Raw genomic sequence first — 21587 nt, forward strand, 5'->3', positions numbered from 1 at the left:
CTACGACTAGACATCTCAACTGGCCTAAATAAATAACTTAACCATGACAGGCATCTACAAGGTGCTTGGCCATGGCTTATAGCAGTAAGGATTAGCATCTTGGCATCACTTTGGAATCAGGCGTTAAAACATTTGGAAAACGACCTCAACGGTCAGCAGTTCCATACATGGATTTTGCCATTACAAGCGATTGAAGAAGAATCATCGATTCGTTTGCTGGCACCCTCCACATTTATTCTTGACTGGGTAAACAAGCGCTTGATGGACAATATTCGCAATGCTATACACATTGTCGCACCAACCAACCCGCCGGAAATCCAACTGGAAATCGGCGACTATGTCCTCGACAATGTCGAAGAACCTGAGCCGACGGTTCCACAACCTCTGCAAACCAAGACCAAAAAAGCCGAATCCAAAGCCGAAGCACCAAGCCACGGCATCAAAAGCAACCTAAACCCAAGTTTCACCTTTGAAACCTTTGTTGAGGGTAAAGCCAACCAACTGGCCGCAGCCGCGGCGCGACAGGTAGCGGAAAACCCGGGCGGCAGCTATAACCCGTTCTTTATCTACGGTGGTGTAGGGCTGGGTAAAACCCACTTGATGCACGCCATCGGTAATAAATTGATCAAAGACAACCCAAAAGCACGCGTGGTCTATCTGCACTCTGAACGTTTTGTTGCCGATATGGTCAATGCCTTGCGCCACAATAAAATCGACGAATTCAAACGCTTCTACCGCTCATTGGATGCGCTGCTAATCGATGATATTCAGTTCTTTGCCAATAAAGAACAGTCTCAGGAAGAGTTTTTTCATACCTTTAATACTTTATTAGAAGGCAATAAGCAGGTAATCTTAACCAGTGACCGTTTCCCTAAGGAAGTGGACGGTTTGGAAGACCGGCTCAAATCACGTTTCGGCTGGGGCTTGACGATAGCGGTCGAACCGCCTGAATTCGAGATGCGTGTTGCAATCTTATTGAAAAAAGCGGCTGAGTTTAATGTCGTACTGCCGGATGAAGTGGCCTTTTTTATCGCCAAACGTCTGCGCGGCAATGTTCGTGACCTGGAAGGCGCGCTAAAACGTGTCGGTGCCTATGCCCAGTTCACTCAGCAAACGCTGACCGTCGATATTGTTAAAGAGGCCTTAAAGGACCTTCTCGCTCTACAGCAGAAGATGGTCACCTTGGAAAACATACAAAAAACCGTTGCCGACTATTATAAAATTCGCGTAGCGGATATACTGTCAAAGCGCCGTTCGCGCAATGTCGCGCGACCACGACAGATTGCCATGGCAATTGCCAAAGAGTTGACGAACCATAGTCTTCCGGAAATTGGTGATGCATTTGGCGGGCGTGACCATACTACAGTGTTACATGCAGTTCGTAAGGTGAAAGAGCTGCGCGAAACCGATCATCATATTGATGAAGATTTTAATAGTTTAGTTCGAATCATTACCAATTAATAAATCAGGGAAAGGCAACTCGGCATGAAAATCACTTTAACGCGTGAAAACCTTTTAAAAGTCTTGCAAACCGTCGGCGGCGTGGTCGAAAAAAGACAAACCATGCCCATTTTAGGTAATGTCCTGTTTCAGGTATCGGAAAACACCCTAACCGTTACCGCTTCAGACTTAGAAATCGAAACCCGTGCGCAAACCGAACTGGAATCCTGCGAAGTCAGTCAGTTCGCCATTACGCTGCCGGCAATGAAACTGATTAATATCGTACGCTCTCTACCTGATGGCCTGACCATTGTCCTCGACTTTGAAGAGTCGCGTTGTACCCTGTCTGCCGGTCGTTCCCGCTTTAAGTTGTCGACCCTTCCGGCAGAAGATTTCCCAACTATCGATTTGACACAAACCGATATGTCATTCGCTCTATCGCAACATCAGTTGAAGCAGTTGATCGCCCATTCAAGCTTTGCCATGGCAAGCCAGGATGTGCGTTTTTACCTGAACGGTATGCTGTTTGATATCAGCAACCAAGCTCTGCGCGTGGTTGCGACTGACGGACACCGTCTATCGACCTGCTCGACCAACTTGGCAATTGACGGCCTGACCCCAACGCAGGCAATCCTGCCTCGTAAAGGGGTATTGGAACTGTCGAAGCTAATCGGTGATGACGATGCGCTAATCGAATTCGCGCTGGCGAAAAACTACCTGACCGTTCAATTCGAAGAGACTGTCTTTACCTGTAAGTTGGTTGACGGTCGTTTCCCGGATTACCGTCGCGTGATTCCAAGCACCAACGATCAAATGATCCAGACAGACCGCGAATTGTTACGCAGCCTGTTACAGCGTGCGTCGATCCTGTCCAACGATAAATTCAAAGGCATTCGTCTGGTACTGAGCAATAACCTGCTTGCAGTTAATGCCTCGAACAGCGAACAAGACGAATCCCATGAAGATATGGCGATCGACTATCAGGGTTCGGAAATGGAAATCGGTTTCAATGTGAACTATATCCTTGATGTGTTGAACTCGATGTCCGAGGACTGTGTCACATTGCAATTGAAAGACGCCAACAGCAGCTGTTTGATTGAAGCCAATACCGATGCATGTCACTGCCAGCACGTCATTATGCCGATGCGCCTGTAGTCTTAAATACGCCTGCTTATGAAAAAAGCAAAGTTAATTCGTATCGCCACCTATGCTTCGGTATTGGTGGCGGTTTTGTTACTACTACTGAAAACCTATGCTTGGTGGCAAACCGACTCGGTCAGTATTCTGGCATCCTTACTCGATTCCGGACTGGATATCGCCGCTTCGGTGATGATCGCTTTTGCGGTCTATATCGCCCAGCAACCGGCCGATAACGAACACCGTTTCGGTCATGGCAAGGCCGAACCACTTGCTTCTCTGGCACAAAGTGTCTTTATCGGCGGCTCCGCCGTCTATCTGATTCTGTATTCGATTGAACGTCTTTGGAACCCGCAAGAGATTATCGATATTGATTTGGGTCTGCTGGTAATGAGCATCTCATTACTGGTTACCATCGTGTTGGTGCTGTTCCAGCGCTACGTGATTCGTCAAACCCAGTCCACCGCAATTGAAGCCGATTCACTGCATTATCTGTCCGATGTGTTGGCCAACATCTTGATTATCGTCTCTTTGCTGTTAAGCGCTTACCAGTGGCTTGACCCGATTCTGGCAATTCTGATCGGCGTATGGATTCTCTATTCGGCCTTCGGCCTAGGCAAAAAAGCCGGAAACCAGCTACTCGACCACGAGCTGCCGGAAACGGTTCGTCAGCAGATACGTACAATCGTTTTGGCCACACCCGGTGTACAAGGCATGAACGATTTGCGTACCTACCGTTCCGGTCCAAACAGTTTTGTCCAATTTGATTTGGAGCTGAACGATCACCTCACACTGGTGGAAAGCCACAATATCGCCGAAAAGGTCACCAATCGGCTACTCGCCGAATTTGATGACATGGATGTGATGATTCACCAAGAGCCGGTCAGCTTACGCCACGATGAAGCCCATCATAACTGGGGTCATGAAATTCAATGACGCAGCTGTTACAGCTTAATATAGAACAGTTCCGTAATTGCCAATCAAGCCACTTCCAACTCAGCAAAGGGCTTAATCTAATTATCGGAGAAAATGCCGCCGGCAAAACCGCCATAATTGAGGCCGTCTGGCTATTGGCGACCGGTCGCTCGTTCCGTTCACAAAAAAATCATCACCTGATTCGCCACCAACAAAGTCAGTGTACCCTGTTTGCCGAAGTTGCCAGCTCAACCGATACCGACAAACGCCATAAGCTTGGTATGCAAAAATCGGCTGACAGCACCTTATTACGTGTTGATGGCGACAACGTTAAATCACAAACCGAATTGGCCAAACTCTTGCCGATCCAATTACTCACCCCGGAAAGCCATAAACTGCTTGAGGAAGGTCCTAAGGCACGCCGTCAATTTATGGATTGGGGCTGTTTTCACCAATGGCCGGAATTTATGCCGCCATGGCGTAATTATCAACGCGCACTGAAACAGCGTAATCAGGCACTGAAGAAAAAACTGCCCGCGGCGCAAATCCAGCTGTGGGATCAGATTCTGGTCGATAGCGCCTTACAGGTGGATCAATACCGTCGTCAATATATCGACGACCTGACCCCTTATCTGGTGACATTCTGCCAAGCGTTGATGCCTGAAATCGAATTTGAGGTGCGCTGTCACTATCGTGCCGGCTGGCCGAAAAATACCGAGGACCTGAGTGCCTTATTGCAAGCCAACCTGATCAAGGACCAGCAGTTGGGGCATACCCAATACGGTGCCCACAGAGCCGATATCCGCTTTAGGTTCAATAATCAGGAGGCGATGCAGATACTCTCACGTGGACAACAAAAACTCTTTGTCTGTGCGCTGCTTCTGGCGCAAGCCAGCCTGCATGAGAAGGTGGTCAATGAACCGGTGATTATGCTGATTGACGACCTGCCGGCCGAGCTTGATGCCAACCACAGACTGAAGCTGCTTGAACTCCTGCAGCTATTAAATATTCAGCATATTATCACCACTACGGCACAAGATTTAATTCCAATATTGGATGCCGAAACAACCGCCATCTGGCAAATCCGTAAAGGCCAAGTCAGTGCGCAATAAAACATCCAGAGGGTACACTGAACCAAATAAATACGGCTTGTTAATTAGCTAAGACATTCTATTCACCCTATCCGCTATTCTGCTAGAATCGATACAGACAAGATCACCCGTTTACAGGAAAACTTTTATGAGCGAAGAAGTACAGAATACTCCACTAGAAAACACCAATAGCCCGGTAGAAAATACCACCATCCCAACCATTATCTATGTGTTGTTTATTGCCAATTTGATTATTCCCTTCACCAGTCTGATTGCCGTAATCATGGCTTACATCAATAAGGGCGGCAACAGCGATTACCTGGAAACCCATTACCGTTTTCAAATTCGTACTTTCTGGATTGGCCTGCTGTATGTAATCGTTGGAGCCTTATTGACGGTTGTCATGATCGGCTGGTTGATTATTCTGTTCTATATCATCTGGCTGATTATCCGCGCCGCCAAAGGCATTAAACTGCTCGGTCAAAAACAACCTGTCCCAGACCCTGCAAGCTGGATGTTCGGCTAACCTCCATACCCTCTTATTGAAAAGCCGCTAATGCGGCTTTTTTATTATTGGGCTTGATTCCATTGGCAAACCACTCAATAATGGCTAAAACCCTATGGAGGACAGTGGCCGATGCAAACCGTGCGTTTTAAACAGGTCGATGTTTTTAGCAATGAACGTTATAAGGGCAACCCTGTTGCCGTGGTCTTAGAGGCTCATGGTTTAAGTTCCGAGCAGATGCAAGCGGTTGCCAATTGGACCAATCTTTCCGAAACCACTTTTGTTCTACCTCCCACTGAAACCACTGCGGACTATCAGGTGAGAATCTTCACCCCGCAAGGTGAATTACCATTTGCCGGCCACCCTACTTTGGGTACCGCCCACGCTTTACTTGAATCGGGTATGATTGCTTTGCCGCAAAACGGTCGTATTATCCAGCAGTGTAAAGCAGGATTAATCACTTTGGATGTCAAGGTCGATAATACCGAACAGTATCACATCGCCTTTTCACTTCCGAGGGAGAAAATCACCGCTTTGTCTGCCGGCCAGAGCAAGCAGTTCGCGGCTTTGATGAATTGTCAGTGCGACAGCCAACACCCTGCCACCATTATCGATACAGGACCGCAATGGGTCGTCATGCAGGCACAAAATGCCGATGCAGTATTGAATTGCCAACCCGACTTTGCCCAGCTCAAAAAGCACAGTTCCGCACTGCATATCACTGGAGTCACCATTTTTGGCCGCTACCCTGAAGGCTCTATCCATGACATAGAAGTGCGTTCATTTGCGCCAATCTGCGGTATTGATGAAGACCCGGTTTGCGGCAGTGGCAATGGCAGTGTAGCAGCCTATATCCGGCACTATCAGCTGGCCTTTAAAAACCCGACTGCGATTCGCAGCTCCCAAGGACGGATGCTGCAACGTAAAGGCCGGCTGGAATTACTTTTCACCGAAAACAATATCTGGATTCGCGGCCTTTCACACACTTGTATTGAAGGCATGATTTATATCTAATCGACACATAAAAAAAGGCCGCAATAAATGCGACCTTTTCCCTAGTTTGCAATAATGATCTAAGTGACTTTAACAGTTTTACTGCCGGTGCTGCGTTCCCGCTTCGGAATGACCACCTCGAGCACGCCATCTTCACAATTGGCACTGATATTTTCTGCATCGACACCATCTGGCAATGTAAAACTGCGTTCAAATTTACCGTATTGACTCTCAACGCGATAATAGTCTTTTGCTTTCTTTTCATCCTTGGTTTTGCGTTCGCCACTGATGATTAAACGGTTATCTTTCAATTCCACCTTGATCGCGTCTTTTTTCACGCCGGGTAAATCCACTTCGACATGAAAAGCATAGTCGCCTTCTCTGGTATTCACCGCTGGAGCAAAACTGACCAAACCACTACCTTCATCATCGGCCAGACTGACGGACATGGAATGCAGTCGTTTATCCAAATCACGAAATTCCTTAAAGGGGTCAAAACGGTTCATTGAGGGTAATAACATACTCATAATGCCTCCTTATTTAGGCAATATATCTCTATAAAAGAAATAGACATTTGCGATGAAAATCTTTGCTTTCACCGATTTTTATTATGGGATTTTTTGCACACTTTTTCTACCCCCTCGTTTAAAGCTTTAAATAGACCCATAAAAAAACTAATATCCCCTTAATATTCAACAACTTAAAATAGTTAAAAAACCATTTCCCAGATTTAGCAAAACCATACTGGCTGTGTTATAATTTGAAGGCTTTATAAGTAATCAGAATAACCCGAGATTTGGGGCTTTGCGGCCTTTCAAATTTCCATAATAAAAATCGAGTTTTATGTCTGAAGAAACACAATACGATTCCTCCTCCATCAAAGTCCTAAAAGGTCTTGATGCGGTCCGTAAACGTCCTGGTATGTATATTGGTGACACTGACGATGGTACAGGTCTTCACCACATGGTATTCGAGGTTGTCGATAACGGTATTGATGAAGCCTTAGCCGGTCACTGTGACAAGGTTGTCGTTACCATTCATACCGACGGTTCCGTCTCCGTTACTGATAACGGTCGAGGGATTCCGGTTGATATCCACCCTGAAGAAGGCGTTTCCGCTGCCGAAGTTATTATGACGGTACTGCACGCCGGTGGTAAGTTCGATGATAACTCCTACAAGGTTTCCGGTGGTCTTCACGGGGTTGGTGTTTCGGTTGTAAACGCTCTCTCTTCAGAACTGCACTTGATTATCAAACGCCAAGGCAAGATTTGGAAACAGTCTTATACCCACGGTGTACCGGATGCGCCTCTAGAAGCGGTTGGCGAATGTGGTGACGAGACCGGTACAGAGATTCGTTTCCTACCAAGTCGCGAAACCTTCACCAATGTTGTCGATTTCAGTTTTGATTACTTGCTGAAACGTCTGCGAGAACTGTCATTCCTGAACTCCGGGGTACATATCGAATTGGTCGATAAGCGTGACGATCGTCACGAAATCTTCCAGTTTGACGGTGGTATTCAAGCTTTTGTTGACTATATCAATACCAATAAAGCACCGATTCACGAAAAAGCCTTCTACTTCACCACAGTTAAAGACGACATTACCGTTGAAGTCGCTATGCAGTGGTCGGAAGCCTATAAAGAATCGATTTTCTGCTTTACCAACAATATTCCGCAGCGTGACGGTGGTACCCACCTGTCCGGTTTTCGTGCCGCTTTGACTCGAAGCCTAAACAGCTATGCCGAAGCCGAAGGTCTGACCAAAAAATACAAAATCAATGTTTCCGGTGACGATGCCCGTGAAGGTTTGGCCGCTGTGATTTCGGTAAAAGTACCCGATCCGAAATTCTCCTCACAGACCAAGGACAAATTGGTTTCATCGGAAGTAAAAAGCGCGGTAGAAACCGCGATGAACGAAAAGTTCGCCGAATTCCTATTGGAAAACCCAAAGGATGCGCAAGCGGTTTTCGCCAAAATCGTTGATGCGGCTCGTGCTCGTGAAGCCGCCCGTAAGGCCCGTGAAATGACTCGCCGTAAAGGCGCTTTGGATATTGCCGGTCTGCCAGGTAAACTGGCCGATTGTCAGGAAAAAGATCCCGCGCTTTCTGAACTCTACCTAGTGGAGGGGGACTCCGCGGGTGGTTCGGCAAAACAAGGTCGTGACCGCCGTACTCAGGCGATTTTGCCGTTGAAAGGTAAAATCCTTAACGTCGAAAAAGCCCGTTTCGACAAGATGCTCTCTTCTGCCGAGGTCGGTACGCTGATTACTGCACTGGGTTGCGGTATCGGTGTCGAAGATTACAATATCGAAAAATTGCGTTATCACCGCATTATCATCATGACCGATGCCGACGTCGATGGCTCGCACATCCGTACATTGCTATTGACCTTCTTCTACCGCCAGTACCCGGAATTGGTCGAAAAAGGCTATATCTACATTGCTCAGCCACCACTTTATAAAGTCAAAAAAGGTAAACAGGAAACCTATCTGAAAGATGATGCCGAACTCGAAGGTTATCTACTGCAAACCGCTATTGACGGTGCTCAGCTGGTTACTGAAAAAGGTGCTCCGGCCATTACCGGCATCGCTTTAGAGCAATTATCAAAACAGTATTTCACCACCAAACGTGTTATCGACCGTTTGGCGCGCCGTTACAACTCCGTATTCTTGGAGTTGATGGTAGACCAGGCTTTAGTCGACAATAATTTATTGGATGACTACGACAAGCTCAATGCATGGATCAATGACATTAGCGCGCCTTTAAAGGCCAATGGTGAAATCAATAAAGTTGAATACCAGCTAACTGCTGAACCTGCAGCAAATTTGGACAGCAAAACCAGGTTCCAACTTCGTCTGCAGCAACGTGAACACGGTACGCTGAGTTCACAGATCTTTGATGATGATTTCTTTGCTTCAAAAGATTACTCACAAATTGTCGAGCTTGGTAAAGCCTTACAAGGGCTACTGAGTGACAGCGCTTATATCCAGCGTGGTGAGAAAACTGAATCAATCACTAGCTTTAAGGAAGCGATTGATTGGTTGTTTAACGAAGCCAAGCGTGGTCAAAACATACAGCGCTACAAAGGTTTGGGTGAAATGAACCCTGAACAGCTATGGGAAACCACCATGAATGCCGAGGCACGTCGTCTATTACAGGTCACCATTCGTGATGCCATGATAGCCGATCAGGTATTCACCACTCTAATGGGTGATGAAGTTGAACCACGCCGTGAATTCATCGAGTCAAATGCCTTACAGGTTGAGAATTTGGACGTATAAAACCGACCCTCAACTGCAACAAATTTTGAATTTTAGGCGCTTTTAGTTTCTAATAGCGCCCATTCCAGATTTATAACTATTTAAAATCTAAACAAAACTCCCTCTTTCTGGGGCGAGTTTTATAAACTTTTAGGAGACTGTCTATGTCAGTACAACACCCTATCGTTACCGTTACCGGTTCTTCCGGTGCAGGTACATCATTTGTAAAACGCGCTGTTGAAGCGATTTTTGCTCGTGAAAGCCTAAACGTAGCTATTATCGAAGGTGATAGCTTCCACAAGTATTCTCGTGTTGATATGCGTGCTAAGGTTGCAGAATCTAAAGAGAACGGTGGCCCGGTGCTAACTCACTTCTCTGAATATGCGAACGAATTCCAAAAGCTTGAAGAACTGTTCAAGACCTATAAAGAAACAGGTACTGGTCAGCGTCGTTACTACATCCACTCTGACGAAGAAGCGGATGAGCATAACGCCCGTCTAGGTACAGATTTGGTTCCTGGTGAATTCACACCTTGGGAAGACCTACCAGAAGGTACGGACATTCTTTTCTACGAAGGTCTACACGGTATGGTTAAGCGTATGGATCACGGTCCTGAAGAAGGTAAATACGACGTGGCACAGCACGTTGACCTAGGTATCGGTGTTGCTCCGGTTGTAAACATCGAGTGGATGCAGAAAATCTACCGTGATACTTCTGAGCGTCCTTATTCAGTAGGTCAGGTACGTGACGTCATCATGGAACGCATGGATGACTACATCGAGTACATCGTGCCTCAGTTCCACCGTACACACGTTAACTTCCAGCGTATTCCATTGGTTGATACTTCTGATCCATTTCTCAACCCAGACTGAAACAGCGCCAATGGGTCCTGCTCCAGAAGATTCACTGGTTATCACTCACGTGCGTCACGACGAAGTCGATCTAAAGACGATCGTTGACAAGATCGAAGGTGCTTGGCTACAGAACGATCACACTATGATCTGTTCTGGTACCCAGATGGTTGACGCGATGGATATCATTATGACTCCGATCATCCAGAAACTAATCGCTAAAAAACGTGCATCTATGGCTTAATCGCCGGTACAGATTAGCCTTAATAAAAAAACCCGCTTTCGCGGGTTTTTTTATACCTTGAATCCACCGTTACTAATAATCCCTCATTTAATCTAACAGGACTGCTTCGGTAGCTTCTAAAACAATCGACTTTCCTACTTTGGCTTCCATCGCTTTTTTGACGCTATCGATTTCCATTTTATTTAGCGGCTGTTGTGATAATAATTTGACCGATATATACAACGGATTTTCACTACGCACCTGAACATCTTTAATTTGAATATCGCCAACCGACATGCCATCCAATTGTGCAACAATCGATTCTTTGACAACCATCTTCTGAAAAGCCACATATAACGGAATGCTAACCAGACTGACCACCAATAAAGATATCAATACCCCTTTCCTTGCCAGTACAAATGGACTGAACCCCATAAACAGAAATGTCATGGCGGCGGCCAAGGTTATACCGAACAAATTAGTAATGAAAAGAAGAAAGGCACTGGAAAAGACTTGCCAATCCATCCAACCAATACCTATCCCGGAAACGGCCAGAGGCGGTACCAATGCCACGGCAATGGCCACACCGGCGAGACTGCGCATCACTTCAGAGCGTGAATGCGCATAGGCCGCTGCGGTACCTGCAATAATCGCCACCGCCAGATCAAGAATGGTCGGCGTTAGTCTGGCGCTGATCTCGCTATTAATCATATGCAAAGGCGTAACCAGAGTAAGCAAGGTTGCAAAAACCAATGCCAATAGAATCCCAAGAACCAAGGTCTTGGCGCTCGCAAGCGATAATTCTGCGTTCTGACGTAACACTCCCATCGACAGCGAAATAATCGGAGCCATCAAGGGCGCCAACACCATAGCACCGATAATGACCGGTGCCGAATTAGCAAATAAACCCACGGTCGCCAATAAACTGGAGAGCACCATCAAGACCCAATAGGACTGACTGGCCTGGGAGTTATCCTTGAGGGTAACAAAAGTTTCCTTAACCTCTTCAATATCGGTGTGATAAATCCAAGGCAAAGACTTATTGGTCAACTCATTAACCGCCTGGCCTCTGGGAAGATATTGTGTGCGGATAGACTCTTTTTGTTCTTCATTGGTAGATTTTTCCGGCAAATTGGCCGACATCACCCTCAAGGCATTTTCAGCAACAGAAATCGTAACCTTATCATGCATTGACTCTTCACCATCAACCAGACAAGCAAAACCCGAGCTCGACTCTATGGTTATCGATTGGGACTTGATATGACCTAAATAAGTCGGTAAAGAGCTGTCAAAGCTCTGTTGCACAAACACGCGTTTCAGCAGAAAGGTCACCAACTCCAAAATACTCCGTGGTGCCAAGACCACCACATTAAGACTGGATTCGTCATAACTTCTTGAACCCAATGCATCTTTGGTAAAAGTGCTTCCTGCCAGGCGGTAAACCACCGTCATTCCCAGAGCCGCAGTTTTTATTTCGGTTTGATTAGAAGTCGTCAGAGTATAAGGGCAGAGTCGGGAATGACTTAACGAAAAGATTAATGTCAGCAGATACCATAGTTTGCTCCAGAAGCCTTCCACCGCGCTGGCCGAAGCTTTCATTGTCTCAACTTGACCAATCTTTACGGAACCCTGTACCAACTGATCATTGAAATACATCAAATCGGTTTTTTCGTGTTCATCTGCGCTATCCAAAATATTTTGCAGCGCCTTATCCATTGCAGACGGAATATAAAAATTTTGGCTAACTCGAACTAACTTGGGATGCGGCAGAAAGCCAATAGAACATTGAGCCTGTTGCAGTTGAGGGATGATTATTCTGAGAAGGTCATCGCTACCCCAGAAAATCACCTTGGCACCTTCGGGCAAAGCCTTGATATCGTTTTCAAAGGCCAAGAAATCGCAACTGATTTCTGCCATAGCGGGTTCAACCTGAGCCTTAAACTCTGTTTCCTCTGCACGTGAATAGATTACTGTAAACTCAGACATGACCTTTTCTCATTAGAGGTAAAACCAGCGCTCAGGAGAAATCGAAATTATCGATTTTACGTCGATCGCGCTTAGTCGGGCGACCGGCACCTTTTTCTCGATAACCGATCACCGCTTTTAATGGATGTGGGGCTTTTTGGTTAAGTTCTTCACTATCCAATTGATACAACAGTTGGGCTGCTTCGGCATTACCGCGTTTGTCGGAAAGCACTAAAACGGTCACCTCAACCTTTCTGTGCGCTTGGGTGATTTTCAGTTTGTCACCCTCGCTAACTGTTTTACTCGGCTTCGGCTTAAAACCATTGAGTTCGACTTTTCCGCCTTTAATCGCTTCCAGTGCCGTACCACGGGTTTTGAAAAAGCGCGCCGCCCAGAGCCATTTATCAACGCGTAATTTATCCATTATTTCAGTTCGTTCAACCAGTCTTTGGGCGTTAGATAATCATAGATTCGCGCTTCTTCTGTACCCGGTTCCGGCTGGTAGTTGTATTTCCAGGTAACCAATGGTGGCATCGACATCAAAATCGACTCAGTACGCCCGCCGGTTTGCAGGCCAAATATTGTGCCTCGGTCAAACGCCAAGTTGAACTCGGCGTAACGACCACGACGATAGAGTTGGAAATCACGCTGACGCTCGCCGTATTCCTGGTCTTTACGCGCCGCGACAATCGGACGGTACGCCTTGATATAATGGTTACCCACCGATTGCATAAATTCAAAGCACTTATCGAAATCCCAACCAAAAGTCGCTTCGTTCAGATCGTCATAAAACAGGCCACCAACACCACGGGTCTCGTCACGGTGTTTAAGATAAAAATACTCGTCACACCAAGCTTTGTATTTCGGATAAATCTCTGCGCCGAAAGGTTCACAAGCCGATTTAGACTGCTCATGCCAATGAATCACATCCTCGTCATTCGGGTAATAAGGGGTTAGATCAAAACCGCCGCCGAACCACCAAACCGGTTCTTCACCGGCTTTTTCGGCGACAAACAAACGGATATTGGCATGAGAAGTCGGCACATAAGGGTTACGCGGATGAATCACCAACGACACCCCCAAAGCCTGGAAAGAACGACCGGCCAATTCCGGACGGTGTGCGGTAGCCGAAGGCGGCAGGTTCTTCCCCTGTACATGAGAGAAGTTGACTCCGCCTTTCTCAATCACAGCGCCTTCTTCCATCACTCGGGTACGACCACCGCCGGTCAACTGCATCACCCCCTCTTCACCTTCACGCTGCCATTCATCGATTATGAAATCTTTAGAACCGTCTTCTTCCGCCAACTGACGGCAGATATCGTCTTGCAGGCTGAGTAAATAATCCTTAACGGCTTCAATATTGATTTGTGTTGCTGACATGCGTTTTCCCAAGATTTTCTAGTTACAGTTGGTGAGCTGATTTTAATCATAAAACACCGGATTGGTTAAGCTATTTTAGTCTTTATTGATTGTTTTTGCATGCCCGCATAACAAACTGAGAACGACTTATTTGTACTCATAAATAATTATCATTGGTGAATACTTGACCAAGCGCATAAAATAAGCGTAATAGCCATTACACTTTGTCGATATCTAATGCCAAATTCATGGATAAAAACCTATGCCGATAACCTGATTCACTACAGATGGTGGATTATTTTTCTATCTATCGGCATTAGCGTATTGCTGGCGATGGGAGCAAAAAACCTGATTTTCACCACCGATTATCAGGTTTTCTTCAGTGAAGAAAACCCCGAACTCAAGGCATTTGATGCGCTTCAAAACACCTATAACAAACAAGACAATATCCTTATAGCCTTAAGCCCGGAAAATGGCGATATCTTCACTCAGGACAATTTAGCCGCGATCGAATGGCTTACCAAACAGGCCTGGCAAATACCCTATTCGAACCGGGTCGATTCCATAACCAATTTCCAATACACCTATGCAGAAGATGACGAGCTGATTGTTGAGGATCTTGTATATAAAGCAGAAAACCTCACCCCTCAACAGCTACAAAAAATCCGTCAGGTGGCTTTAACTGAACCGCAATTGAAAAACTTTCTGATCAACCCGCAGGGTTCGGTTACCGGTATCAATATCATTAACCAGTTTTCCCAGCTCAGCCAGCAGGAGATACCCGAAAGCATAGAATTCACTCGCAATCTCGTCACTGAGTTCAAACAAAAATACCCGCAATTCGAGGTGCACTTAAGTGGTATCACCATGCTTAATAACGCCTTTACAGAGGCTAGCGTGCACGACATGACCAACCTGATACCGATAATGTATCTGTTTATTTTTATCTTGTTATTGTGGCTATTGAAATCCCTCACAAGCTTGATCGGCATTGTCTTGGTGATCGGTTTCTCCATCGCTGCAGCAATGGGGTTGGCGGGCTGGTTTCATATCGGCTTAACCCCTCCCTCGGCATCGGCGCCGACCATTATCATGACCCTAGCGGTGGCCGACAGTGTGCACTTTTTGATTTCCATGCTCGCGCTAATGAAACGCGGCCACAGCAAGCATGAAGCGATAGCCGAAAGTCTGCGTATTAATATCGGACCGATTTTCCTGACCAGCATTACCACCGCCATCGGCTTTTTGGCAATGAATTCCAGCGATGCCCCGCCATTCCATGATATGGGTAATATCACCGCTATCGGCGTCATGTTCGCATTGCTGTTTTCGATCACATTCTTACCGGCATGGGTATCGGTATTACCGGTTCGCGTCGCCAGGAACCTTGATCCGGATCATCAAGACAAGATGTCAAAGCTTGCCGCTTGGGTGATTAAAAAACAACGTACCCTATTCTGGTCAAGCAGTCTGTTTCTGGTTTTTATGATAGCGATGATTCCGCGCATTGAAATCAATGATAATTTTGTCGCCTACTTTGATAAAAGTATCGATTTCCGCACCGATTCAGACTATGTGATCGAAAACCTGACCGGTATCAATATGCTGTTTTATTCGATTGATTCAGGCCAAGCACAGGGTATCAACCAGCCTGAATATTTACACTCTCTGGCAAATTTTCAACAATGGCTCTACCAGCAGCCGGAAGTCGTGCATGTGCAATCACTCAGCGATATCCTCAAACGCCTCAATAAGAACCTGCATGGCGATGACCCGACTTATTACCAGATCCCGCAAGAACGTGAGCTGGCCGCCCAATACCTACTGCTTTATGAGATGTCTCTCCCCTATGGTTTGGATCTGAATAATCAGATCAATATCGATAAATCGGCAACCAAAGTCACGGTGACGCTTACAGACCTATCCACCTCGGAAATGCTCGATTTCAATCAGCGCAGCGAGCAGTGGTTAAAAGACAATATTTACCGTGACAATCAGGATATCGCTATTTTAGGCACCAGTACCGGGTTGATGTTCTCACACATCACCATGCGCAATATAGCCAGCATGCTAGAAGGTTCTGTCGTGGCCTTAGTGTTGATCTCGATACTGCTGTTATTTGCGCTGAGAAGCATCAAACTCGGCGTACTCAGTCTTGTCCCCAATCTGACACCGGCGATTGCCGCTCTCGGTATTTGGGCCTTGACCTATGGCGTTTTGGGCATGGCGGCATCGATAGTGTTTGCCATCTCGATCGGTATCGTGGTTGACGATACGGTACACTTTTTGAGCAAGTATCTGCGCGCCAAACGTGAAAACGGCTTGAACACAGCAGAAGCGATAAGTTACGCTTTCAGTACTGTCGGTCAAGCGATATGGGTCACCACCGTCGTTCTGGTGATAGGTTTTGCCTTGCTGTCGCAGTCGGCCTTTTTAGTCAATCAACAGGTCGGCATTCTAATGGCGATTACCATCAGCGCGGCATTGGTTTTGGATTTTCTGTTTTTGCCGACATTATTGCTTAAATTTGATAAAGACGACACAAACAAACCCCTTACTACAGCCCTCAACGAAACTGGAAAAGAATTATGAATGCAGCTAAACCGACTTTCACACTGGTTATCAGCATCATGCTATTAAGCTCTGGAACCACCCTAGCGCAGAGCCCTGAACAAAAAGGCTTGGAAATCGCCAAAGAAGCCAATGCTCGCGATAACGGCTGGGGTGACCATAGTGCCAATATGACCATGCTGCTTATCAATAAACAGGGCGATACCAGCGAACGTCAAATCCGTACCAGAACCCTAGAGGTGCAGGGTGACGGAGATAAAAGCCTGACCATTTTCGATGAACCCAAGGATGTCCGTGGCACCGCATTTCTGACCTTTAGCCACACCAATGAGGCCGATGACCAATGGCTTTATTTACCAGCATTGAAACGCGTCAAGCGCATTAGTTCACGCAATAAATCCGGCCCGTTCATGGGCTCTGAATTTGCCTATGAGGACATGAGTTCTCAGGAAGTGGAAAAATACACTTACAAATACCTCGCTGATGAGCCTTGCCAGGTCGATGGCAAACAGCTGACCTGCTTTAAATTGGAACGCTATCCGGTAGATGAATTTTCCGGCTATAGCAGACAGATCGGCTGGATTGACCAACAAGAATACCGCCCGATAAGAATCGATTTTTATGACCGCAAGAATGCTTTACTGAAAACGCTAACATTGAGCAATTATCAGCAGTACCTTAAACAATATTGGCGCGCCAGTAATATGACGATGGAAAACCACCAGACCGGTAAAAAATCAGTGCTTACCTTTAGCAATTACCAGTTTAAAACCGGACTGGATGATGCCGATTTCAATAAATCCAAACTCAGCCGTTTACGCTAGAGGACTCTATGCGCCAATTTCGTCATATATTGATTGCGAGCTTATGTTGCTGGCAAACGCCATTTGTGTTGGCTGCAGAGAACATTGAATTCACGGCTAAAACCACCTTACAAGCGCAAGCATTCCAACAGGCCGGCAGTAACAGCAAGCAACAGGATTTTTACACATCCATCAAACTCGAACCGCAGCTGTTTTATGGCATCGATGCCAATAATGAAATCCGTGCACAAGGTTTCTATCGCTATGACGGACAAAGTCCGAGCAACACTCATGGTGATATTCGTGAATTGATGTATTACCACTTTGCCGACCAATGGGAATTCAGGGCCGGAATCGGCAAAGTCTTCTGGGGAACCACGGAAAGCCGTCACTTGGTCGATACGGTCAATCAAACCGATTTTATTGAGAGTCTGGATGATGAACAGCGACTGGGTCAACCGATACTGCAAAACCGCTTCATCAAGGACTGGGGCACATTGGACCTGTTCATTTTGCCGGGGTTTCGTCAACAAGACTTCGGACAAGCCGATCTACGCCCGGCAATCAACACTATCCAACCGGCAATCTATCAATCCGCCGATAAAGACAGCCATATCGATTTAGCGGCTCGCTGGAGCCATTATTTCGGCGATCTGGATATTGGCCTGAGTTATTTCACCGGAACCCAACGCGCCCCGGTTCTGAATGCGCAACTGATTGGCAGCGAAATCAAATTACAGCCTGTTTATGTACAAACCCAACAGTTTGCTATCGACGGCCAATATATCGTGGCCGACTGGCTATTGAAAGCCGAAGCTTTATGGCGTTTCAGCCACAATTACAACACGAGCCAAGGCTTTTATTCCTATAACAGCAAGGCTCTGGTTACTGGATTTGAATATACCTTTTACGATATTAACGAAAAATCACATGATTTGGGACTGATCGGTGAATTCCTCTATGACGAATGGTCGGCGATTACACCGTTTCAGCGAGACTGGATGACCGGCTTGCGCTGGGTATGGAACGATGCGGCCAGTACCGAATTTTTACTTGGACATATCTACGATCTGGATGACCAGTCACAAATTTGGCAATTGGAAGCCAGCAGACGCTTGAATAAATCCTGGACTCTGGAGATGACTTCACGATGGGTAACAAATGTTGATGCCAATAACCAATTAACTCAGCTACTTAAAGGCCATAATCTGCTCAATCTGCAAGTTTCCTTTTATTTTTAATGATAAACTTAAACGCAAATTAAATCTTAAGATGACTCGATAGATATCTGTAACAATTTGCTGACTGGTTATGACTTTACACATTCGTTCTTTCTATGGCGTGGCTATTGCGGTCTTAGTCCTTTCTTTGATTGCCTCTCTGACCCATTTCAAATACGAACAACTGGTCTCTGAATTCGAAGATCAACAAGCAAAAAAACTGCTGACCATCTCCAAACATTTTGAATACCGTGTTGCCGAGCGAGAGTTAATCCTGAATATCGCCAGTGAACAGATCATCAAAAACTATCTGCTCGAACGCCCTGAAGCCATTAGCGCTTTATTGGACAAAAACCTTGCTATGAGGCCCGACTTGGCCGGATTTCTCGTCACCACAGCAAGCGGAAGCTATATTGCTTCAAGCAGCAATGTAACAAAAGAGGGCACACCTAACCTGCTCCGACACCCGAAAACCAAAGAAGGTTTTCAAAGAGCCCTAGAAACCGATAAGATGGCTATCGGTAAAAATTACTATTTTAAGCCTTTAAATACTTGGGTAGCCCCTTTCCGTAAAGCCATTCGTATTGACGGCAAAGTCATCGCCATGATTTCCACCGGAATGAATATCAGAAATATCCGCAATGAGATCGATGTCACTCTAGCCGACCAAACCGTTACCAGTATTGTTAGTGACCACGGTTACTACCGAATTTTTTCCAGCAACGATGATCAAGTCAGCTTTGAAAAGCTCTATAGTGAACCTGTTGCGAAAACAACTATTAATGAAATTACAGACCATTTCCAGCAACGCTATCATTACAATCTGCAAGGCATTAAAGAGAACCTTGCCAAAACACCCCTGACAGCTTTAGCACATAATGGTTTTGGCAATCATGTTTTGATAAGCCTAATGTATGAACCAAAATATGCTTATTGGGTAACGGTAGAAACCCCCTATCACCGCGATCTATTCAAAACTGTTTAATGAGATAGCCATCTACCTAATCTTCTTGTTAATCACCATTTTCTTATTGGCGACATTTATTTATGTATTGCGCAAAAAAGAGCAACAGACCATCCACACACTTGAGTTCAAGGCCGAGCACGACTCTTTAACGGAACTGCCCAACCGCTATTATTTGGAAAACCATTTTAAAAGCCAGACCATCAAAGCGACGTCGAGTATTTCCCTGCTGTTTATCGATTTAGATAACTTTAAAAACGTCAACGACACCTTTGGCCATCATATCGGCGATAAATTGTTAATTCAGGTCGCAGACCGTCTCAAACAGCAGCTTAGTGTCAAAGGCGATATTATCCGTTTTGGTGGTGACGAAATTCGTCGTGCTGCTGGTTGATAAACACATTTATGATGTCGAACTCGCCCAGCAAATCATCCAGACCATCTCTGTCAGCTATATTATCGACCAGTTGAACTTTACCCATCGGAGCCAGTATCGGTTTGGCGCGAATTGCCGCCGATAAGGCGGATTTGAATGTGTTGTTGAGTCAAGCCGATTTGGCCATGTATGAAGCTAAGAAACGCAAAAACTCGGTGGAAGTATTCAGTGAATCGCTTCGCCAATCTTCAATCAAACATACACAGATGGAGATCCAGTTAAGGCAGGCTATTGCCAACCACGAAATCTATTTGAATTACCAGCCGCAAATCGACCGAGAAGGACGCTTTTACGGTGTTGAATGTCTGGTACGTTGGCAAAAATCCGGATTTGGGGTTTGTACCGCCAAATGAATTTATCAAAGTGGCCGAGGATATCGGTTTAATGCCCGAACTGGGTCATTACATCACGCAAACCTCTCTTCGACAGATGGCCGAACTGCAACAGCAACTGCAACAAGAATTCCAAGTATCAATCAATATCTCATTGAAGCAGTTCAGTCAGCCCTATTTCTTTGAAGAGTTTATTAAGGTTGCCGAGAAAAGTGGCGTCAAATTGACCAATATCACCATTGAAGTAACCGAATCCCTGTTTATCGAAGACCTGAACTTTATTCTCGGTATTCTCCACAACTTCCGTAAAAAAGGCGTGTCTATTTCCTTGGATGACTTCGGAACCGGCTTCTCCTCCCTTAGCCTGTTAAGGCAACTACCTATTCAAGAGTTAAAAATCGATAAGGCTTTTGTCGATGATATTCTTACCGATGACAAGGACGCCACTCTAATCAACAACATCATCCAAATCGCCAATGATTTAGGTATGTACACGGTTGCCGAAGGGGTCGAAACGCTGGAACAGAAAAAGAAACTTACCAGTTACGGCTGCATCCTGTATCAAGGTTATTATTTCGCCAAACCCATGGGGATCAACGATTTGAAAAATTTTATTAGGGACATAGGCAACAGCAACATAAATAACTCGGAAAACAACGCTTAATCTCACCATTACAAAATCAGCAGTTTGTGATAAATTGACTCTAAATTAGTGCCCGCTCCGGAGAGATCAATGCCGACTCAGATACCTACCTCAGTTAACCTTAAAACCCAATCTTTACTGCTCGCAGGACTGCTTAGCTTAACCCTGACAGCACCTGCACAGGCAAACTGGTGGGAACAGGGAGCGGAGCTACTTAAAAGCTTACAAGGAACCGCGGACACTAACACTACACAGAACAGCTCAATCAGTAACACCCTGTCCAATACCGATATCGAAACCGCCTTTAAACAAGCCTTATCGCAAGGCTCTAAAGTTGTGGTTGAGCAACTCAGTGTCAAGGACGGTTTTAATGCCGACCCGAAAATTCATATCCCTTTGCCGAAAAATCTGCAAACCGTGCAATCCACCTTGGATCGTTTTGGTATGGGTTCCTATATGGATGATGTTGAGCTCAAACTCAATCGCGCTGCGGAAGCCGCCACACCGGAGGCAAAAAAGCTGTTTTTGGATGCCATCAGCCAGATGACTTTTGAGGATGTGCAAAAAATCTACAAGGGCCCACAAGATAGTGCTACCCAATACCTGAAAGGCAAAACCAGCCCCGCCTTGACCGAGAAAATGAAACCCATTGTTGAAAACACGCTAAACCAGGTGGGCGCCATCCAAGCCTATGACGGTGCCATCAGCAAATACAAAGACCTGCCTTTTGTACCGGACGTGAAAACAGACTTACTCAATCATGTTGTCAGCAAGGCACTGGATGGAATGTTCTATTATATTGCTGAAGAAGAGGCTGCGATTCGTCAGGATCCGCTTAAACAGTCAACTGAACTTTTGAAAAAAGTATTTGGGAATTGATT

Annotated in this window: 21 protein-coding genes; 17 read left to right on the top strand and 4 right to left on the bottom strand. The window is 45.8% G+C overall.

Features of this window, described 5'->3' with window-relative positions; genetic code table 11:
• Positions 1 to 99 precede the first annotated feature (99 nt).
• The 6 genes from dnaA (at position 100) to FE785_RS00030 (ending at position 6102) form a co-directional block, all read left to right on the top strand.
• Complete coding sequence (gene dnaA, locus FE785_RS00005; protein ID WP_138563170.1) at positions 100 to 1461, top strand: chromosomal replication initiator protein DnaA; 1362 nt, start codon at positions 100 to 102, stop codon at positions 1459 to 1461.
• A gap of 24 nt (positions 1462 to 1485) precedes the next feature.
• Complete coding sequence (dnaN, locus tag FE785_RS00010; protein WP_138563172.1) at positions 1486 to 2595, top strand: DNA polymerase III subunit beta; 1110 nt, start codon at positions 1486 to 1488, stop codon at positions 2593 to 2595.
• Between the two features lie 18 nt (positions 2596 to 2613).
• Positions 2614 to 3513: a cation diffusion facilitator family transporter gene (locus FE785_RS00015; RefSeq protein WP_138563174.1), complete on the top strand. Its 900-nt coding sequence runs from the start codon at positions 2614 to 2616 to the stop codon at positions 3511 to 3513.
• Positions 3510 to 4604 (top strand): DNA replication/repair protein RecF, encoded by a 1095-nt coding sequence (gene recF, locus FE785_RS00020; protein ID WP_138563176.1) that lies wholly within the window; start codon positions 3510 to 3512, stop codon positions 4602 to 4604. The genes FE785_RS00015 and recF overlap by 4 nt, the downstream gene beginning before the upstream one ends.
• 127 nt (positions 4605 to 4731) lie before the next feature.
• Complete coding sequence (locus tag FE785_RS00025) at positions 4732 to 5109, top strand: DUF4870 family protein (RefSeq protein ID WP_138563178.1); 378 nt, start codon at positions 4732 to 4734, stop codon at positions 5107 to 5109.
• Between the two features lie 111 nt (positions 5110 to 5220).
• Entirely contained in the window at positions 5221 to 6102 is an 882-nt protein-coding gene (locus tag FE785_RS00030) for a PhzF family phenazine biosynthesis protein (RefSeq protein WP_138563180.1), read from the top strand.
• Between the two features lie 59 nt (positions 6103 to 6161).
• Here FE785_RS00030 and FE785_RS00035 read toward each other — a convergent pair whose 3' ends face one another.
• Positions 6162 to 6608, bottom strand: coding sequence for an Hsp20/alpha crystallin family protein (locus tag FE785_RS00035; protein ID WP_202978308.1), 447 nt, complete (start codon positions 6606 to 6608; stop codon positions 6162 to 6164).
• A gap of 316 nt (positions 6609 to 6924) precedes the next feature.
• On the opposite strand from FE785_RS00035, the gene gyrB reads away from it, so the two are divergent.
• The 3 genes from gyrB (at position 6925) to FE785_RS10860 (ending at position 10434) form a co-directional block, all read left to right on the top strand.
• A complete protein-coding gene (gyrB, locus tag FE785_RS00040) occupies positions 6925 to 9360 on the top strand; it encodes a DNA topoisomerase (ATP-hydrolyzing) subunit B (RefSeq protein WP_138563182.1) in 2436 nt (811 codons plus the stop codon).
• Between the two features lie 143 nt (positions 9361 to 9503).
• A complete protein-coding gene (locus tag FE785_RS00045) occupies positions 9504 to 10211 on the top strand; it encodes a nucleoside/nucleotide kinase family protein (protein WP_238696272.1) in 708 nt (235 codons plus the stop codon).
• A 10-nt stretch (positions 10212 to 10221) separates the two neighbouring features.
• Entirely contained in the window at positions 10222 to 10434 is a 213-nt protein-coding gene (locus FE785_RS10860) for a nucleoside/nucleotide kinase family protein (protein WP_238696273.1), read from the top strand.
• Between the two features lie 87 nt (positions 10435 to 10521).
• Here FE785_RS10860 and FE785_RS00050 read toward each other — a convergent pair whose 3' ends face one another.
• Genes FE785_RS00050 through hemF form a run of 3 tightly spaced genes read right to left on the bottom strand, consistent with a single transcriptional unit; the run spans position 10522 to position 13758 of the window.
• On the bottom strand, positions 10522 to 12399 hold the full coding sequence (locus FE785_RS00050; RefSeq protein ID WP_138563184.1) for a TIGR00341 family protein: 1878 nt from the start codon (positions 12397 to 12399) through the stop codon (positions 10522 to 10524).
• 31 nt (positions 12400 to 12430) lie between these two features.
• The gene (locus FE785_RS00055) at positions 12431 to 12802 is read right to left on the bottom strand and encodes an RNA-binding S4 domain-containing protein (protein WP_138563186.1); all 372 of its coding nucleotides are present in this window, start codon (positions 12800 to 12802) and stop codon (positions 12431 to 12433) included.
• Entirely contained in the window at positions 12802 to 13758 is a 957-nt protein-coding gene (gene hemF, locus FE785_RS00060; protein ID WP_138563188.1) for an oxygen-dependent coproporphyrinogen oxidase, read from the bottom strand. Before hemF ends, FE785_RS00055 begins: the two co-directional genes overlap by 1 nt.
• A gap of 216 nt (positions 13759 to 13974) precedes the next feature.
• Here hemF and FE785_RS00065 point away from each other — a divergent pair, with 216 nt between their 5' ends.
• From FE785_RS00065 to FE785_RS00100, 8 genes are all read left to right on the top strand, one after another.
• On the top strand, positions 13975 to 16329 hold the full coding sequence (locus FE785_RS00065; RefSeq protein WP_138563190.1) for an efflux RND transporter permease subunit: 2355 nt from the start codon (positions 13975 to 13977) through the stop codon (positions 16327 to 16329).
• Positions 16326 to 17132, top strand: a complete 807-nt coding sequence (locus FE785_RS00070; RefSeq protein ID WP_138563192.1) for an outer membrane lipoprotein-sorting protein — start codon at positions 16326 to 16328, stop codon at positions 17130 to 17132. The genes FE785_RS00065 and FE785_RS00070 overlap by 4 nt, the downstream gene beginning before the upstream one ends.
• A gap of 8 nt (positions 17133 to 17140) precedes the next feature.
• Positions 17141 to 18352, top strand: a complete 1212-nt coding sequence (locus FE785_RS00075) for a hypothetical protein (protein WP_138563194.1) — start codon at positions 17141 to 17143, stop codon at positions 18350 to 18352.
• A 70-nt stretch (positions 18353 to 18422) separates the two neighbouring features.
• Positions 18423 to 19316 carry a cache domain-containing protein gene (locus FE785_RS00080; protein ID WP_138563196.1) on the top strand — a complete coding sequence of 298 codons (894 nt, stop codon included), beginning with the start codon at positions 18423 to 18425 and terminating at the stop codon, positions 19314 to 19316.
• A 46-nt stretch (positions 19317 to 19362) separates the two neighbouring features.
• The gene (locus tag FE785_RS00085) at positions 19363 to 19689 is read left to right on the top strand and encodes a diguanylate cyclase domain-containing protein (protein WP_168188876.1); all 327 of its coding nucleotides are present in this window, start codon (positions 19363 to 19365) and stop codon (positions 19687 to 19689) included.
• A 104-nt stretch (positions 19690 to 19793) separates the two neighbouring features.
• The gene (locus tag FE785_RS00090; RefSeq protein ID WP_138563200.1) at positions 19794 to 20084 is read left to right on the top strand and encodes an EAL domain-containing protein; all 291 of its coding nucleotides are present in this window, start codon (positions 19794 to 19796) and stop codon (positions 20082 to 20084) included.
• A complete protein-coding gene (locus FE785_RS00095) occupies positions 20029 to 20727 on the top strand; it encodes an EAL domain-containing protein (RefSeq protein ID WP_168188877.1) in 699 nt (232 codons plus the stop codon). Before FE785_RS00090 ends, FE785_RS00095 begins: the two co-directional genes overlap by 56 nt.
• 69 nt (positions 20728 to 20796) lie before the next feature.
• Complete coding sequence (locus tag FE785_RS00100) at positions 20797 to 21585, top strand: DUF4197 domain-containing protein (RefSeq protein WP_138563204.1); 789 nt, start codon at positions 20797 to 20799, stop codon at positions 21583 to 21585.
• Positions 21586 to 21587: the final 2 nt, after the last annotated feature.

Source organism: Thiomicrorhabdus sediminis (assembly GCF_005885815.1).
GTDB classification, from domain to species: domain Bacteria; phylum Pseudomonadota; class Gammaproteobacteria; order Thiomicrospirales; family Thiomicrospiraceae; genus Thiomicrorhabdus; species Thiomicrorhabdus sediminis.